Here is a 17385-nt window from a genome sequence, read left to right on the forward strand (position 1 = left end):
CTACGCAAGGAGGTTCACCACCATCCCGATCGCGAGGGCGGACAGGACCACCGTGACGACCATGCCGACCAGCACCCGGGTGGTGAAGGTCGTCCGCAGCAGCGCCAGCATCTTGACGTCGACGAGCGGTCCGACGATGAGGAACGCCGTGATCGAGCCGGGCGTGAACGTCGAGGCGAACGACAGCGCGAAGAACGCGTCGACGTTGGAGCAGATCGACACGATCATCGCGAGCGCGATCATGGCGACGATCGACAGCACCGGGTTCGATCCGATGGCGAGCAGCGCATCGCGCGGGACGAGCACCTGCACAGCCCCCGCGAGCGCCGAGCCGATGATGAGCGCCGGCATCACCGCGCGCAGCTCGATGAGGAACTGGGCGCCGCTGCGGCGCCACTTGCCGCCCTCCTCGTGCTCGACGACCTCGCACGTGTCGCGGAAGCGCCCCGTGAGCAGCTGCTCCGGGTTCGGGTGACGCGAATACAGCCAGCCGATGAGGTTGGCGATGAGGAACCCGCCGAGGATGCGGGCGACGAGGATGCCGTCGTCGAACCCGAACGCCTGGAAGGTCGAGATGATGACGATGGGGCTGACGATCGGCGCCGACACCAGGAACGTCAGCGTCTCCGAGACGGAGAACCCGCGCATCATGAGACCCCGCGCGAACGGGACGTTGCCGCACTCGCAGACCGGCACGAGGAGGCCGAGGAGGGACAGCGTCAGGCGGCGCGCCCAAGGGGCGCGCGGCATCCATCGCTCGATCGCGCCGGGCGGGACCCACACCTGCACGACGATCGAGAGGATGACGCCGAGCACGACGAACGGCATGCTCTCGATCAGGACGCTGATCGAGAGCGTCAGGCCGTCCTGCAGGCGCGTCGGGAGCGCGGGCCCGGGCACGAGCATGTTGATCGCGAAGATCGCGGCGAGCAGGCCCACGCCGACGAGGAATCCGACGAGTCCGCGCACGCTGAAGCTCGGGCCGATGTGGGCCGTCTTCGGCGTCCACGCAGGAGCTCCCGCGGTCGTGGTCGCGGTGGGAGTCCACTCCGGCTCGAGGGTGGCGGTCGCGGTGCGAGGAGCCTCGGGTTCGACAGCCGGCACCCGCACTCCACGCGCTGCCGGCGCGTCGCGCGGAGCCTCCGCTGGCGTGGGCCCAGGCTCGGCGGCCGACGGGACGGGACTCCAGACCGGCGCGGAGGCGGATGCGGCGAACGACGGCGTGAATGCGGCCGCCGGCGTCGTGTCCGCTGCTGCTTCAGGAGCGGCCGGGGTCGCCTCGGCAGCAGCCGGGGTCGCGGACCCGCTGCGGGCGGCGGCATCCGCCGCGATCGCGGCGGCGGCTGCGGCAGCGCGCAGCTCCCGGCGGGTCAGACCCGTGGGCGGATCAGTCGACGTCACGCTCGAGGTTCCCGGCGGCCTCGGCCGCGGTGCAGTCGGCGCACAGGCCGAAGATGTCGACGACATGCTCGGCCTGCGTGAAGCCGTGCGTGGCAGCGGTCTGCCGCGCCCACTGCTCCACGTCTGTTGCGGCGATCTCGACGGTGAGACCGCACGACCGGCAGATCAGATGATGGTGGTGTCCGCTCGAGGTGCACGCACGGTAGAGCGCCTCGCCCTCAGGCGACTGGAGGGTGTCGGCCTCTCCCTGGGTCGCGAGCCCCGACAGCGTCCGGTAGACGGTCGCAAGACCGATCCCGGTGTTCTCGTCGCGAAGGATCGCGTGCAGGCTCTGCGCACTCACGAAGCCCTGGGCGTCCGCGAGTGCTTCGCGCACTCGATCGCGCTGCCACGTGTTCCGCTGTGCCACCCGCGAGATCTTACGCGCGGGCGCTGAGCATCGGGTGGGAGCGGGTGCGACCGCGATCGCGGTGGCATCCGCTCCCGGCGTCGTTCCTGCGCGTCCCGCACACTCTTCGAGACGCGCGGATTCGTCCGCGACGCGCGGCGGCGCCGGGTGTCTTGGACGGACAGAGGTGTCTCGGGGCGTGGCGCATGGGCGCAGGTCGCGGTGTCGCCAGGGTCAGGCTGCGTCGGGCTCCTTGACGCGGCCGTCGTGCAGTTCGACGACCCGGTCGGCGCGCGCCATGAGGAGCGGGTCGTGGGTCGTCACCACGGCGGCCACGCCCTCCCGATGGACGAGATCGACGAGAAGGTCCATCATCGCGGCGCCGGTCATGCTGTCCAGCTGACCGGTGGGCTCGTCGGCGAGCAGCACGCGCGGGCGCGCGGCGAGGGCGCGCGCGATGCCGACGCGCTGCTGCTGTCCGCCGGACAGCTCCGGCGGACGCTGCGCCGCATGCCCGGCAAGACCGACGGCATCCAGCAGCTCCGCGACGCGCGCGTCGCGCTCGGCGGGGTCGACGCCGAGGAGGCGCAGGGGGACCTCGACGTTCTCGGCGGCCGAGAGCACGGGGATCAGGCCGAACGTCTGGAAGACGAAGCCGAGGTCCTTCCGCCGGGTCTCGACGAGCCGTGATTCGGACGCATCGCCGAGCTCGAGATCGCCGAGGTGGACGGCGCCGGAAGTCGGGCGGTCGAGTCCGCCGAGGAGGTTCAGGAGCGTCGTCTTGCCGCTGCCGGAGCGACCCTTCACGACCAGCAGCTCGCCGGCGCCGACCTCGAGGCTCACCCCGTCGACAGCGACGACCTCGGCCGCCCCGTCGCCGAAGACGCGCGTGACCGCGTCGGCACGGAGGACAGGGGCGACGTCGCGCGGTCCGTCGACGGTGGGCTGTCGCGGGGTGGTGGATGCCGGCGGAGCCGGGGATTCCACCGGTGCTTGACCTGCCCCCGGGGTCTGCTCGTCGGGCTGGACCTGCTGGGCTGCGGCCTTGGCCGCGGCGGCCTGCTCGGGCGTGATGATCGGGATCTCGGCGGTCGAAGGGTTGACGCCCCGACCGCGGCGACGGAGAAGCTGCTGCTCAGGCGGCACCGGAGCGGACGCGTGCGACCCCTCGACAGGCTCGGGGACCGAAGAGGAATCAGGAATCGGAGCGTGAACCGGAGCGGGGTCGGGGACCGGAGAGGGAGGGGACGGTTGCGCTTCCGGGTCCGCGCCGCCTTGCGGGTCGTTGAGCGAGCGAAGCGAGTCGAAACGCGCTGAGCCTTCGAGAGCGGCTTCCGCGGTGTCTTCTGCCTGCTGCTCGCTCGACGGCACGGTCGTGCCGGCGGTCTCCGGGGCGGCGGCCGGGGCGGCGTCCGGGATCGCAGAGGGATCGGGGACCGCAGCGGGATCGGGAATCGGAGCGGGATCGGGGACCGAGGCCGGTTCGTTCGTCGGGTCACTCATGGTGGTCCTCCTCACGGGGGGATTCGGCGGGCGAAACACCGCTCGCATCCTCACTGCGTTTCGTCTCGCTCGTTCCTCGCTCGCTCAACGACCCGCCAAAAGCTACCGCCCCGGCCGCATCCAACGAACCGGCCGAATCCAACGAACCGGCCGCATCCGCAGATTCGGTAGCGGGCTGCTCGTGACCGGGCCAGACGGCCAGGTGGTCGGGCTCGAGGGCGAGGCGCACACGGTCCTGGAGGTCGAGCGCGGAGACGTATTCGCGGGGCAGCTGCAGCCGGCCCACGCGGTCGATGACGGCGAACTCCTCGGCGATGACGTGCTCGCCGCCGTCCCCCGCCCGGCGGAGGGTCTCCGTCGAGGTCCGGCCGTCGCGGATCTGCACCGTGCGACGCACGTGCTCGGACACCGTCGGGTCGTGCGTCACGATGAGCGTCGTGACGCCGAGCTCGCGGTTGACGCCGCGCATGGCCTCGAGCACCTCGGCGCTCGTCGCCTCGTCGAGCTCGCCGGTCGGCTCGTCGGCGAGGAGCACCTTCGGGCTGTTGGCGAGCGCCACGGCGATCGCGACCCGCTGCTGCTGCCCTCCGGACATCTGCGCCGGCGTGCGGTCGGCGACATCGCCGACCTCGAGCAGTTCGAGGAGGTCGTCAACCGGAACGCCGTCCTGTGTCTTGGCGACGTTGCGCGCCATCCGGACGTTCTCCGCGGCCGTCAGGTAAGGCAGGAGGTTGCGCCCGGTCTGCTGCCACACGAAGCCGACCGTGCGTCGGCGGTAATCGACGCGCTGCGTGCGCGACATCGCGCCGAGGTCCGACCCCGCGACGACGGCCGAGCCGGCGGTCGGCTTGTCGAGGCCCGAGACGATGCCGAGGAGCGTCGACTTGCCCGACCCGGAGGCGCCGACGATGGCGACCATCTCGGCCGGGTCGACCCGCAGGTTGAGCCCCTGCAGCGCCTGCACCTCGACCCCGTCGGTCGAGTAGATGCGCACGAGATCCGTGCACAGGATGGCCGGTTCCATGAGCGTCATTCTTCCTCTCCCACGCGCAGCACCGAGGCGGGGCTGCGCCGCGACGAGATCCATACCGCGAGCGCGACGACGGCCGCGACCACGACGACGAACACGGCGACGACGGCCGTGATGACCAGGGGATCGATCGGGATCGGCGGCTGGGCGCCGCCCGTGAACGCCGACAGATCCAGAGGGGCGAGCACCGCGAACGGCAGGACGATGCCCGCGATGACGCCGCCGACGAGACCCGTGGCGAGGATCGGCGCGACCTCCCACACGACGAGGCCGGTCGTCTGGCGGCGGTCGAATCCGAGGGTGCGCAGCGTCCCGACGAGCCGGATCCGTTCGCGCGCGCCCATCACGAGGGTCAGCACGAGCGCGATCACCGCGAGCAGGGCGCCCAGCGCCGTCGCGATCATGAGCGCAGACTCGACCCCGGTGACCGCGGGTGCTTCGCGGATGGCGTCCGCCTGCGCCGCGGCATCCATCATCGTCACCCCGGCACCGGTCACCTTCGCGATCGCGGAGCCCGCGGTCGCCGCGTCCTTCCCGGATTGGTGCGCACCGTCGAGCGCGACGAGCGCTCCGCGCAGCGACGGGGTGTCGAGGCCGTCGGGGAGGTTCTTCTTGTCGACGAGGATCCACGCGGAGTTGGGGGCGGCCGCGCCGAGCGATGCCGTCGCGGAGACGACGATCGCGTCGACGTCGCCCGTCCCGACGGACAGGCTGACCACGCCCGGGGTCGTGGCATCCTGCCAGTTCCCGATCGCGATCGGGATCTTCCCGTCGACCTTCTGGGACAGGTCGGGCACGCGCGCGTCCGCGGGGAGACCGGACTGCAGGGATGCCAGGTGCGCGGTGTCCGCGACGAGGACCTCGACGAAGTCCGATCCGCCGTTGCGCGAGACGCCGGCGAAGCCGGCCGTGTCGACCGCCCCCGTCGCGGTGACTCCCGGTACCGCGGTGACCTGCTTCAGCTCGGCGGTGGACAGCCCCGGCCCGCCGAGGCTGATGTCGGACCCGACACGGGCATGCGCCGCCTGCGAGACGCCGTCGCGCTCGGTCTGGAAGGCGACGGCGGAGAACACCGCCATCGCGACCCCGACGAGCACGACGAGCACGGGGATGAGCGCGGAACGGATGCCGAGCACGCTGCGCGATGCACCGATGAGGCCGATCGCGCCGCGTCGCTTGCGCAGCGAGCCGTTGAGAGCGCGCAACGGCAGCGGATACAGCCTCAGCATGATCACGCTCACGCTCAGCGTGACGAGCAGGGGCGTCAGCACGAGGAGCGGGTCGACGCCTCCGGGTGCCACCCCGCGCTCGGCGAGCGTGACGAGGGCCGCCACGGTGACGAGCAGCACGAGCACCTCGAGCACCCACCGCCACCGTCGGCGGCGGCGCGGGACACGGTCAGACGGACGCGCGAGGACGGCGAGGATGGCCGCGGGAAGCACGGCACAGGATGCGGCGCCGAAGAGGGCCGCCGCATCGATCGTCCCGGCCGTCACGAGGAAGGCGAGGACCAGTCCGACGATCGCCGCGGGGATGCCGGCGACGAGGCCCTCGAGCGCCATGCGGCTGCGGATCCACCACGGGGAGGCGCCGCGCGCGGACAGCAGCGTCAGCACCGGGCGGCGGCGTTCGACGAGCAGTTCGGAGCCGAGGATCAGCACGGCGAACGCCGCTCCCAACGGGCCGGTCGCAAGGAGGATCAGCAGCGTCTGCAGGGAGGACCCGCCCGACTGGATGCCGGCGAGCACGTCCGTGAGCTGGGTCGTGAAAGTCATCCTCACCTGACCCTCCGCCGGCTCGTGGGGGCTCGACAGGAACGCGTTCAGCTGACTCGTCATCGTCGGCAGGTTCTGCCACGTGTAGGCCGGCGGGTGAGCGGCATACCAGCCGAGCAGGTCGGCCGTGAACGAGTACTGCATCTCGCCCCAGGGAGCGGGGTCGAGCCACGCCGTCGCTCTGATGTCGACGCCGGCGTCGCCTTTGTCCGTGACCGTGGGATGCGCACGCTGCGACTGCAGCTCCCAGTACGGGGCGGCGTCGTCACGCGGGGCGACGAGACCGACGAGCTCGACCTGCTGATACGTCGGGAGACCGGTGGTCGGATCCTGGAAGGCGATGTCGTCGAGCGGCCTGGTCTGGCCGAGCGAAAGGCCCATGGCCTTCGCCGACTCGGCGGTCATCGCGACCTCGATCGGCTTCACGGTGGGCCGCATGACGGTCTCGAGACTGACGCCGGGCATCGCTTGGCCGGCACCCTCGGGCACCGGTGCGAACTCAGGCTGGTAGGCGGCCGGCCAGCTTCCCTCGACGAGCTTCATCTGGCTCCGCCACTGCGGGTAGGCCTCGAGCTGCAGTCCGTAGTGCCCCTCGCTGCGCGGGCCGGTCGTGCCGATCAGCGTCGTGCGCGCCGTCCACCCCGGCTCCCGCAGCCCCGACTTCAGCGGCTGCGGCAAGGTCCGGTAGGTCTTCTCGAGCGACGCCCCGTAGAAGTTCCAGACGTAGTCGTACTGGTCCTTCGGCGCTACGTTCCCCGTGGCGAGCCCGTTGACGCGGTGCGCTGTCTGCACCGAGGTGATGCCGGCACTCGGCTGGTCGATCCGGTACTGGACGTCTTGCGTGAGAAGACTCGTGACCGCGCGCGGCCACGCGACGACGGCGAAGGCCGCGATGAGCACCACGATGGCGAGCGCGATGATCGCGCCGCGGAACGCCGCCCACTGCTTGAAGAGGAGCCTCATCGCGTCTCCTCCCGGTATTCGGTGTCGGCGACCTGACGGCGGATCACGCGACCGTAGACGAGGATGACGGATGCCGCGGCCACGACCGCGAGGACCACCGCGACCGCGAGCCACAGGAGGTCGACGGTCACGGTGGCCGGGAGCGCCGGCGGCGCGGTGACGACCGTGCGGCGGGCGAGGCCCGGAGCGACGAGCCACGTCACCACGAGCCCGGCGACGGCACCGAGGATGCCCGCGGCGATCGCGATGCACCACAGCTCGGCCCGACGCGTGCGCACCTGCTGCTTCGCGCTGAAGCCGAGGGCGCGCAGCACCACGATCTCGTTGCGGCGTCGCCTGAGGAGGGCGGCCGCCACCGCGGCCAGCGCGATGACCGCGAGTGCGATGACGGCGAGGCCGCCGAGGGCGAGGCCCGTGAAGGCGCTGCCGACGAAGCGGCCGGCGAACGCGGTGTCGGCGATCGTGACGGTCGTCGCGGCGGCAGAGGCCCGCTGGGCGAGCGGAAGCACGGTCGCCGGGTCGGCCGATGCCGCCCACGCCTGGTTGGCCGCGGTCGGCGTGGCGTTCGCGCGCAGGACCGCGCGCTGCAGCGTCGGCAGATCGAACAGCACGGACTGGTCATCGCGTTCGCCGGGGATCACGGGGACCGTCCCGGAGACCTTCGCGGTCACGCTCCACCAGTCGCCGTCGATGTTGACGTCTGTGCCGACCGCGTGGCCCTGAGCGGCGAACGCATCCGTGAGGACGACCGCGGGCGGGGCCGCATCCCCGGGCATGAGCCGCACCGTCGAGCCCGCCGAGATGTCGGGCGGCACCGGCACGACGCCGACTCCCGACGGCGCGGCACCGACCGCCTTCGAGGTGCCGAACGGAGCCGGTGCGACCTTCCACCCGCTTGCCGAGGCGAGCACATCGGTGCCGTCCGCGTCGAGCTTGGTGAGCGACCACCCGCCGGAGGCGGTCCCGGTGCCGCCGGCGAACGTCGCATCGACGGCGACGAGTCGCCAGGAACCGGTGCCGGCGGGCACGGTCAGCGACGCCGTGCTCGACGCGGCGGGCGACGTCGGGGTCGTCAGCGGGATGAGCTCGCCCGCGTCGTCGCACAGCCACAGGGTCACTTGCACGGTGGCTCCGGGATTGTCCGCGAGCGCCCCGGTCGCCGCCATCCCCACCGTCAGGGTCTTCGTGTGCGACGGGAGCACCGGCTCGCCCTGCACGTGCGGGGCGGGCAGCTCCGCACGGATCGTCGCGAGGTCCAGCGCCTGCGCCTGCCCCGGCTCGACGCTCTCGAGCCGGGCGGACGAGACGCCCACGACCGCGACCTTCGCATCGCCGATCTGCACGGGCGCGACCAGCGCCGGCAGCGCGGCCGTGACTCCGGGCAGCGCGGCGTACATCGGCGCGTCGATCGAGTCGCTCGCGGTGCGCAGCGGCGAGACGGATGCGGTGTCCACGCGCACGTCCGACCCGTTCACGGCGATCGCCGCCGTCGCGTTGTACGCGCTCCACGTCCCCTGGTAGCCCGCACCGAGCACGCCCGCCGCGACGGCCAGGACGATCAGCGCGGCGGGAGCCGTGAAGAACCCGAGGCCGCGGCCGAGCTGTCGCGCGGGGAGGGCCACGTCGAACCGATGGGCTCGCGCGCCGATCGAATCGAAGACGCGGGCGAGCGGGCCGAACGCCGACAGCCCGAGGAGAGCGGCCGCCAGCAGCGTCAGCGGCGGTGCGAGGACCGCCGCGGCATCCCCCTCGCCCGTCCCGCTGACGGTGAGGAAGCGCCACAGCGCGAACGCCGCGGCGAGCACCACGAGCACCGTGAGCCCCGCGGAGACGGCGGAGCGGGCGCGGCCCGCCTCCCTCGCCGCGCCCAGTGCGGAGCGCGCAGCGCCGAAGGCTGCGGCGGCTCCGACGACCACCGCGGCGATCGCGACGAACACCGGGGGAAGGACGGCGACCCACGGAGACGGCATCCGTCCGTAGGCGAACATGAGGATCGCGAGGGCGATCGCGGCGCCGATCGCCGAGCTGACGATGGAGACGACGGCGGACTCGGCGGCGGCCGTGCGCACGAGCACGCCCGCCGAGGCACCCCGTGCGCGCAGAAGCGCCGTCTCGGCGGCACGCACGTCGGCGAGCAGGCGCGCGAGCAGGATCAGCGCGAGGACAGTTCCCACCGCGAGGATCGCGACGGGCAGCGGGACGACGGATGCCGCGGCATCCATCGCGTCCTGCATGCTGTGCGCTGTCTGCGCTCCGTCCCCGATGACGGTGACCTGCGACGACGTCACGGCCGCATCGTTCTGGAGGGCGTTCGGAAGCCGGTCGAAGCCGATCGCCAGCGTCGCGACCTTGGCGGCCGGCGTGTCGACCGGCGGCGTGACGACCCAGTTCACGGTCGGCACCGTGCTGAACCGTCCGAGGGTGTCGGTGCTCACGAGGAACGGACCGACGGCGTCGTCGGATTCGCCGCGCACGACGCGCGGGTCGCCGAACCAGATCGCTGCCGCCGGGTTCTTCGGGAGCCATGTGGCGGTGACCTTCAGCGTGACGTCGCCGTTGGACGACGGGATCGTGACGTCGTCGCCGATCTTCACGCCCAGCCGGGTCGCGGCCGCCGCCTGGATGGCCACGGTGTCCTTGTCACCGGTCCACGCACCGTCGGTCCGGATCGCCTCGCGGATGGCGGGGGCATCCTGCAGCAGCACGACCGACGCGACTCCCGCCCTTTCGGCGTCAGCGGCGGAGAGCTTCAGCGGGGCGGTGTCGACCCGGGTCGCGACGTGCATGTCGAGACCAGGGAAGAGGGATGCCACGTGCTCGTGCACCGCGGCATCCTGCGCCTGCCGGTCGTCCTGCACGGGCGTCTGCGCCTCGACACCGCTCGTGCGTACCGGGGCATGCGAAAGCGTGTCGCGGACCGCGGGCGTCTGCGTCAGCATCACAGCGCCGATCATGGTGACCGCGAGACAGCCGACGACGAGGCACACCGCGGCCATCGCGGCGAGCAGACTCACCCGCGCCGCGGACCGTCGGACCCACAGGCGCATCCTCCGACCCTATGACATCGATTGGACGAATCCGGCACATCGTGACCGGGTCGTTGTGCGGCGCGTCGCGCCGATGAGCAGGCCGGATGCGGTCGGTCAGCGCCGCTCGGGGCGGTCGGGCTCGTGGTAGTCGGGCAGTACGTGCTGGCCGGAGGTGAATCCGCCGAGACCGAGCTGGATCAGGCTGCTTCCGGTTCCGAAGAGTCCGTACTTCTGCAGGATCGGCCCGCGTGGTGACACCGGCAGCCCGCCGCCGGGCGGGATGTAAGGCTTCTCCTCGCCGTCCCGGTGCAACAACGAGTCGATCCAGTGCATGTAGCCGCCTCCGTTCCAGAGGGATGCGTCGGGTCAGCGATCCTGCGGACGATCGGGCTCGTGATAGCCGGGCGCGATGTGCGGGCCGGCGGCGTAGCCGCCCAGACCGGGAGTGGTCGGATTGGACCGGCCTGGGCCGTACGGGTTCGGAAGCGGCTGGATGGGGTCCTCCGTGAGGCGCCCCTCCGGCGGGATGTAGGGCGCTTCATCGCCGCCGCGGCGGAACAGATCGCGCAGCCATCCCATGTCAGCCTCCTTGGAGGGACGCTACGCGATGGCCGGGGGCTCCTCAAGACCTACTCGAGACGGGTGACGCGGTCGCGACGCGCGCCGATGGCGCGGCACACGAGGTAGATGACGAACGAGAACGTCGTGATGTACGGACTCACCGGCAGGGTTCCCGCCACCGCCAGCATGATCCCGCCGACGGCGGAGACGACGCCGAAGACCGCCGCGAGCACCGGGACCGCGAGCGGGCCCGTCGCGACGCGCATCGCCGCGGCCGCGGGCGTCACGAGCAGCGCCATGACGAGCAGGGCGCCGATGATGTGCACGGCGACGGCCACGATGAGACCGAGCAGCAGCATGAAGGTGAGCGAGATCGCGCGCACCGGGACGCCGCGGGCCGCGGCCGCCTGCGGGTCGAGCGAGTCGAACCGCAGGGGTCGCCACACGAGGAGCAGCGCGACGAGCACGACGGCGGAGATGCCCGCGAGCCACCCGAGCTGCTCCGACTGCACCGAGACGATCTGGCCGGTCAGCAGGCTGAACCGGTTGGCGCTGCGTCCGTTGTACAGCGAGAGGAAGAGGATGCCGAGGCCCAGCCCGAACGGCATGAGCACGCCGATAATCGAGTTGCGCTCACGCGCCTTGGCGCCGAGCCATCCGATCACGGCCGCCGCGATGAGCGAGCCGACGATCGACCCGGTCACGACGTCGAACCCGAACAGGAGCGCCGCCGCGGCTCCCGCGAACGACAGCTCGCTGATGCCGTGCACCGCGAACGCCATGTCCCGCTGGATGACGAAGACGCCCACGAGACCGCCGACGAGCCCGAGGATGGCACCCGCCCACACCGAGTTCGCGACGAGCGCGAGGATGTCGCCGTAGTCGGAGAGGCCGCCGAACATCGCGTTCCAGATGTCGCTCCAGCTCACGCGTGCGCCCCCTCTCCGTCGTGGTCGTGGTCGTGATCGTCGGCGTGGTGGTGCGCCTCCTCGGCGTCGGGTGCGCCGACGACGACGAGGCGCCCGCCGGCGCGCAGCACGAACACCGGCGCGCCGTAGAGGCTCGTGAGCACCTCGGTGCGCAGGACCTCATCGGGGGTGCCGAGCGTGAACCTGCCGTGGGCGAGATAGAGGATGCGGTCGACCTGCCCGAGCACGGGGTTGATGTCGTGCGTGACGAGCAGGACGCCGGCTCCGGCATCCCTCCGGTGCTTGTCGATCAGCGTGACGACGGCCCGCTGGTTGGCGAGGTCGAGGCTCGTGAGCGGTTCATCGCACAGCAGAAGGCCAGGGTTGTCCGCGAGCGCCTGGCCGACGCGCAGCCGCTGCTGCTCGCCGCCGGAGAGGCTGCCCGCGGGCCGGTCGGCGAATGCCGTGCCGCCGACGGCGTCGATGAGCGCGTCGACACGGGCGCGCGTCCCGCGGCTCGGGATCGGCAGGCCGAAGCGGTGCCCGTCGACGCCGAGGGCGACGAGATCGCGGCCGCGCAGCGCGGTGTCGCGCGGGAGCGGGCGCTGCTGCGGGACGTAGCCGATGCGGCGATTGCCCGCCTTCGCCTTCGGCCCCTGCGCCTGGCGGACGGTGCCGAGCGCGGTGATCTCGCCCGCGCTCAGCCTCTCGAGCCCGAGGATCGAACGCAGCAGGGTCGTCTTGCCGGAGCCGCTCGGACCCAGGACGGCGATCATCTCTCCGGGGTTGACCGTGAGGTCGAGACCGCTCCACAGCGTCCGGCCGCCGCGCGTGAGCGCCGCCCCCGTGATCTCGAGCGGAGGGACCTCGGCGGATGGCACCGACATACCGTAGCCTGCCTGACTCTGCATGCTCAGCCCAGGGCCTTCGCGAGCGCGTCGACGTTGCCCTGCATCCAGGTCAGGTACGTCTTGCCGTCCGGGACCAGCTCGGAGAACTTCAGCTCCGGCACGTTCGCCTCGGTCGCCTTTGCGATCACCTGCGTCGTCTCGGGTCCCGCGGCCTGTGCGTTGGTGATGACGAGCTTCACGTCGCCGGAGCCGATGAGGGCGAGCGACGAGAGGAGCGTCGCTGGCGGCACATCGCGCCCGCCCTCGACGGCCTCGCTGAACGCGGCAGGCGTCTTGTTCGTCATGCCGGCCGCCTCGGCGAGGTACAGGGGCAGCGGCTCCGTGACGAACACGCCCGCGCCCTTGTGCGCGGCGGAGACGGCTGCGAGGTCCGCCTCCATCTTGTCGATGCCTGCGCCGAAAGCCTGCGCGTTCGCCCGATAGGCGGATGCGTGCGGGGCATCCAGCTTCGCGAGGTCGGAGGCGATCGCATCCGCGGTCTTCTTCATGACGGCGGGGTCGTAGAAGACGTGCTCGTTGAACCCGTCGAGACTGCCGTCGGACGGGTAGTGCGGCGAGAGCTTCGCGGCCGTGATCAGCGGCGCCTTCGTGTCCGCGGCCGCGACGAGGTCGGACAGGAACGGGTCGTATCCCGCCCCGTTCTCGATCAGGAGCCCGGCGCGCTGGACGAACAGACGGTCCTGGGGGCTCGCCTGGAAGTCGTGCGGATCCTGCGCGTACGAGGCGACCATCGACCTGACGTCGACGTAGGACCCGCCGATCTCCTTCGCGATCGAGCCGTAGACGTTGGTCGAGGCGACGACCTTGACCCGGCCGTCCGACGCAGCGGGATCACTGCCCGCGCAACCGGCGAGCGCGAGGACGGATGCCGCGGCTGCGGCGACGGCGAGGAGGATCCGGTGCTTCACTCCCCCACCGTAACGCTATTGATAATCATTCTCAAAATCCGAGATGCGCGGTCGTTGAGCGAGGGAGCGCAGCGACTGAGTCGAAACGCACCGGGCATCACGAGAACGACTCACTGCGTTTCGACTCGCTTCGCTCGCTCAACGACCCGCGAGATCTGAACCGCGGTCGTTGAGCCCGGGAGGGAGAGAACGACTCATTGCGTTTCGACTCGCTTCGCTCGCTCAACGACCACCACGATCTGAACCGTGGTCGTTGAGCGAGGGAGGAACGACCGAGACGAAACGCAGCTTCAGTCGAGGAGCAGCGCCGGCTCCTCGAGCACGGATGCGACGTCGGCGACGAACCGTGACATCCCGTCGCCGTCGAGCACGCGGTGGTCGAACGAGCCCGAGACCGTCGTGACCCAGCGGGGGCGCACCTCGCCGTCGACGACCCACGGCTTCTGCCGGATCGCGCCCATCGCGACGATGCCGGCCTCGCCCGGGTTGATGATCGGGGTGCCCGCATCCATCCCGAACACGCCGATGTTCGTGATCGTGATCGTGCCGCCCGTCTGGTCGGCGGGCGTCGACTTCCCCTCGCGCGCCGTCAGCGTCAGCTTCTCGAGCGCCCTGGCGAGCTCGCGCGTGTTGAGGTTCTGCGCGTCCTTGATGTTCGGGACGAGGAGGCCGCGCGGCGTCGCCGCTGCGATGCCGAGGTTGACGTAGTGGCGCACGCGGATCTCCGCGCCGTCCTCGGTATCGACCCACGCCGCGTTGACCATCGGCGTGCGGCGCACGGCCCAGATGACGGCGCGCGCCATGATGAGCAGCGGCGAGATCTTGACGTCCGCGTACTCCGGCGACGCCTTCAGACGCTTGACGAGCTCCATCGTGCGGGTGGCGTCGACGTCGGTCCACACCGACACGTGCGGCGCCGAGTAGGCGCTGCGCACCATCGCCGAGGACGTGGCCTTGCGCACTCCCTTGACCGGGATCGTCTCCTCGTCGTCGCGCTCCGCCGCGACCGTGGTCGTCTGGACCGGCCGGACGACGGATGCGGCGACCTCTGCCGCGACCGGGATCCGCTCCTCGCGGACCTCGGGCCACTCGGGGGTCTGGATGTTGCGGAAGACGCTGGCCTGCGACGCGTGCTTCAGGACGTCCTCGCGCGTGACCTCGCCCGCGGGGCCTGTCGGCGTGACGGCGGAGAGGTCGACGCCCAGGTCGCGCGCGAGCTTCCGGATCGGCGGCTTGGCGACGACGCCGACGGATGCCTCGACCCGCTCCTGCGCCTGCCGCTGGACCGGGCGGCGGCGCGACTGCACCTGTCCGCCCGTGCCGTAGCCGACGAGCACGGCACCGGCCTCCTCGGGCTCAGGCGCCGGAGCCTGCTCGCCGTGCGCGGAGCGCCCGATCGACTCGACCAGCGGGGGCGCCGCATCCGTCGCCGGAACGATCGTGATGATCGCGGTCCCGACGTCGACGGTCTTGCCCTCCTCGACGAGGATGTCGCCCACGACGCCCGAGAACGGGGACGGCAGCTCCACGAGCGACTTCGCCGTCTCGATCTCCACGATGACGTCGTTGACGTCGACCTCGTCGCCGGGTGCCACCTTCCACGACACGATCTCGGCCTCGGTGAGGCCTTCGCCGACGTCGGGGAGGACGAACGTCTGGGTGCTCATCGTGTGTGTCCTTTCGGAAGACTTCGGTCGGTCGTTGAGCGAGCTGGTTCGGTGCGTTTCGTCTCTGCGTTTCGACTCGGTCGCTACGCTCCCTCGGTCAACGACCGCGTTCCTCGCTCGCTCAACGACGTGCTTCGGGTCAGTATGCCAATGCGCGGTCGACGGCCTCGAGGATGCGGTCGGGGTCCGGCAGGTAGATGCCCTCGAGCTTGGCCGGCGGGAACGGGGTGTCGAAGCCCGACACCCGCAGGACCGGCGCCTCGAGCGCGTAGAACGCCTTCTCCATGACGGTCGCGGCGACCTCGGAGCCGACGGATGTGAAGCCCGGCGCCTCCTGCGCGTAGACCATGCGGCCGGTGCGGCGCACCGAGTCGAGGATCGGCCCGTAGTCGATCGGAGACAGCGAGCGCACGTCGACCACCTCGACCGAGACGCCTTCGGACTCGGCGAGTGCGGCGGCCTGCAGCAGCGTCGTGACCATCGCGCCGTGCCCGACGAGGGTGACATCGGTGCCGCGGCGGACGATGCGCGAGGCGTGCAGCGGCAGCGCGGGGGCCGTCAGGTCGACCTCGCCCTTCTGCCAGTACTTCGCCTTCGGCTCGAGGAAGATCACCGGGTCGTCGGAGGCGATCGCCTCCTGGATCATCCAGTAGGCGTCGTTCGGCGTCGACGGCGACACGACCCGCAGGCCCGCGGTGTGCGTGAAGTACGCCTCCGGGCTCTCCTGGTGGTGCTCGACCGCGCCGATGTGGCCGCCGTACGGGATGCGGATGACGACGGGCATCGAGATCGCGCCCTCGTGGCGGTTCGTCATCTTCGCGAGCTGCGTCGTGATCTGGTCGAAGCCGGGGAAGACGAATCCGTCGAACTGGATCTCGCACACGGGCCGGAACCCGGCCATGGCGAGGCCGATCGCGGTGCCGATGATGCCCGATTCGGCGAGCGGGGTGTCGATGACACGGCGGGGTCCGAACTCCGCCTGCAGCCCCTCGGTGACGCGGAACACGCCGCCGAGCGGCCCGATGTCCTCGCCCATGAGCAGCACGCGGTCGCTCGCGGCGAGAGCGCGCCGCATCCCCGCGTTCAGCGCACGGCTGAACGGCATGGTCTGGACGGCAGGGGTCTCCTGGGCGTCGGTCTGCGTTTCGTCTCTGCGTTTCGACTCGCCAGCTCGCTCAACGAACGGCTCTTGCTCAACCACCGGATTCGTCATGCGCCCTCCCCGAAGGATGCCTCGTACTCGGCCAGCCATGCCTTCTGCTGCTCGACGAGCGGGTGGGGCTCCGAGTACACGTGGTCGAAGATCGTGTCGGTCGGGATCGATCCGAGCGCCACCGTCCGTTCGCGGATGTCGTCGGCCGCGGCGCGGGCCTCGGCCTCCACGCCGTCGAAGAAGGCGGCGGAGGCGCCCTTGTTCTCGAGGAACGCGCGCATGCGCGCGATGGGGTCGCGCAGCGCCCACGCCTCCTCCTCGGCGGAGGTGCGGTACTTCGTCGGGTCGTCGCTCGTCGTGTGCGCGCCCATCCGGTAGGTCACGGCCTCGATCGCTCGGGGGCCGTCGCCCGCCCGCGCCTCGTCGAGCGCCGCGCGTGTGACGGCGTAGCTCGCGAGGACGTCGTTGCCGTCGAGCTGGATGCTCGGCATCCCGTACCCCTCGCCGCGGCGGACGAGCGGAGCGGGCGACTGCGTCGCGACCGGCACCGAGATCGCCCACTGGTTGTTCTGCAGGAAGAAGATCTCGGGCGTGCGGAAGCTCGCGGCGAAGACCATCGCCTCGTGCACGTCGCCCTGGCTGGACGCGCCGTCGCCGTAGTAGACGACGACGGCCTCATCGCGCTCCGGGTCGCCTGTTCCGCAGCGCCCGTCGAAGACGAGCCCCATCCCGAAGCCCGTGGCGTGCAGAGTCTGCGAGCCGAGCACGAGCGTGTAGAGGTGCGTGTTGCCGTTCGCCGGGTCGGTCGGGTCCCAGCCGCCGTGGGTCATGCCGCGCATGAGCCGGATGATGCCGAGCGGATCCACCCCGCGGATGCGGGTGACCACGTGCTCGCGATACGAGGGGAAGATGTGGTCCTGCGGGCGCGCTGCGCGCGCGGAACCGACCTGGGCCGCCTCCTGCCCGTAGCTCGGCGGCCACAGCGCGAGCTGCCCCTGCCGCTGCAGGTTGGTGGCCTGACGGTCGAAGGCGCGCACCACGACCATGTCGCGGTAGAAGCCCTCGAGCTGCTCGTCGGTCAGCGCGTCGATGGCGGAGAGGTACCGTTCCGCCGCGGGCGTCGGCGCGATGGTGCCATCGGCTGCCAGCACGCGCACGACCGCGGGGTCATCGGGCGGGATCATCTCT

General features: G+C 71.4%; 14 protein-coding genes. All 14 read right to left on the minus strand.

The features are described from left to right. Entirely contained in the window at nucleotides 1-906 is a 906-nt protein-coding gene (locus QSV35_RS00670) for a permease (RefSeq protein WP_286287800.1), read from the minus strand. Between the two features lie 481 nt (nucleotides 907-1387). Beyond that, a complete protein-coding gene (locus QSV35_RS00675) occupies nucleotides 1388-1810 on the minus strand; it encodes a Fur family transcriptional regulator (protein ID WP_286285662.1) in 423 nt (140 codons plus the stop codon). A gap of 213 nt (nucleotides 1811-2023) precedes the next feature. Continuing rightward, a complete protein-coding gene (locus QSV35_RS00680; RefSeq protein ID WP_286287801.1) occupies nucleotides 2024-2776 on the minus strand; it encodes an ABC transporter ATP-binding protein in 753 nt (250 codons plus the stop codon). Between the two features lie 508 nt (nucleotides 2777-3284). Then, nucleotides 3285-4325 carry an ABC transporter ATP-binding protein gene (locus tag QSV35_RS00685; RefSeq protein ID WP_286285664.1) on the minus strand — a complete coding sequence of 347 codons (1041 nt, stop codon included), beginning with the start codon at nucleotides 4323-4325 and terminating at the stop codon, nucleotides 3285-3287. Further along, entirely contained in the window at nucleotides 4322-7060 is a 2739-nt protein-coding gene (locus QSV35_RS00690) for an FtsX-like permease family protein (protein ID WP_286285666.1), read from the minus strand. The genes QSV35_RS00685 and QSV35_RS00690 overlap by 4 nt, the downstream gene beginning before the upstream one ends. Next, the gene (locus tag QSV35_RS00695; RefSeq protein WP_286285667.1) at nucleotides 7057-10107 is read right to left on the minus strand and encodes an FtsX-like permease family protein; all 3051 of its coding nucleotides are present in this window, start codon (nucleotides 10105-10107) and stop codon (nucleotides 7057-7059) included. The genes QSV35_RS00690 and QSV35_RS00695 overlap by 4 nt, the downstream gene beginning before the upstream one ends. A gap of 96 nt (nucleotides 10108-10203) precedes the next feature. Beyond that, nucleotides 10204-10422 carry a hypothetical protein gene (locus QSV35_RS00700; protein ID WP_286285669.1) on the minus strand — a complete coding sequence of 73 codons (219 nt, stop codon included), beginning with the start codon at nucleotides 10420-10422 and terminating at the stop codon, nucleotides 10204-10206. 33 nt (nucleotides 10423-10455) lie between these two features. Then, nucleotides 10456-10668, minus strand: coding sequence for a hypothetical protein (locus tag QSV35_RS00705; RefSeq protein WP_286285671.1), 213 nt, complete (start codon nucleotides 10666-10668; stop codon nucleotides 10456-10458). A 50-nt stretch (nucleotides 10669-10718) separates the two neighbouring features. After that, nucleotides 10719-11579, minus strand: coding sequence for a metal ABC transporter permease (locus QSV35_RS00710; protein ID WP_286285674.1), 861 nt, complete (start codon nucleotides 11577-11579; stop codon nucleotides 10719-10721). After that, nucleotides 11576-12445, minus strand: a complete 870-nt coding sequence (locus tag QSV35_RS00715; RefSeq protein ID WP_419956802.1) for a metal ABC transporter ATP-binding protein — start codon at nucleotides 12443-12445, stop codon at nucleotides 11576-11578. The genes QSV35_RS00710 and QSV35_RS00715 overlap by 4 nt, the downstream gene beginning before the upstream one ends. A gap of 26 nt (nucleotides 12446-12471) precedes the next feature. Beyond that, nucleotides 12472-13377 carry a metal ABC transporter solute-binding protein, Zn/Mn family gene (locus tag QSV35_RS00720; RefSeq protein ID WP_286285678.1) on the minus strand — a complete coding sequence of 302 codons (906 nt, stop codon included), beginning with the start codon at nucleotides 13375-13377 and terminating at the stop codon, nucleotides 12472-12474. A gap of 290 nt (nucleotides 13378-13667) precedes the next feature. Then, the gene (locus QSV35_RS00725; protein ID WP_286285680.1) at nucleotides 13668-15044 is read right to left on the minus strand and encodes a dihydrolipoamide acetyltransferase family protein; all 1377 of its coding nucleotides are present in this window, start codon (nucleotides 15042-15044) and stop codon (nucleotides 13668-13670) included. 139 nt (nucleotides 15045-15183) lie between these two features. Continuing rightward, nucleotides 15184-16149, minus strand: coding sequence for an alpha-ketoacid dehydrogenase subunit beta (locus QSV35_RS00730; RefSeq protein ID WP_286285682.1), 966 nt, complete (start codon nucleotides 16147-16149; stop codon nucleotides 15184-15186). 104 nt (nucleotides 16150-16253) lie between these two features. Then, complete coding sequence (locus QSV35_RS00735; RefSeq protein ID WP_286285684.1) at nucleotides 16254-17381, minus strand: thiamine pyrophosphate-dependent dehydrogenase E1 component subunit alpha; 1128 nt, start codon at nucleotides 17379-17381, stop codon at nucleotides 16254-16256. Nucleotides 17382-17385 lie beyond the last annotated feature (4 nt).

This window comes from Microbacterium candidum (genome assembly GCF_030315975.1).
In the GTDB taxonomy this organism is placed as follows: domain Bacteria; phylum Actinomycetota; class Actinomycetes; order Actinomycetales; family Microbacteriaceae; genus Microbacterium; species Microbacterium candidum.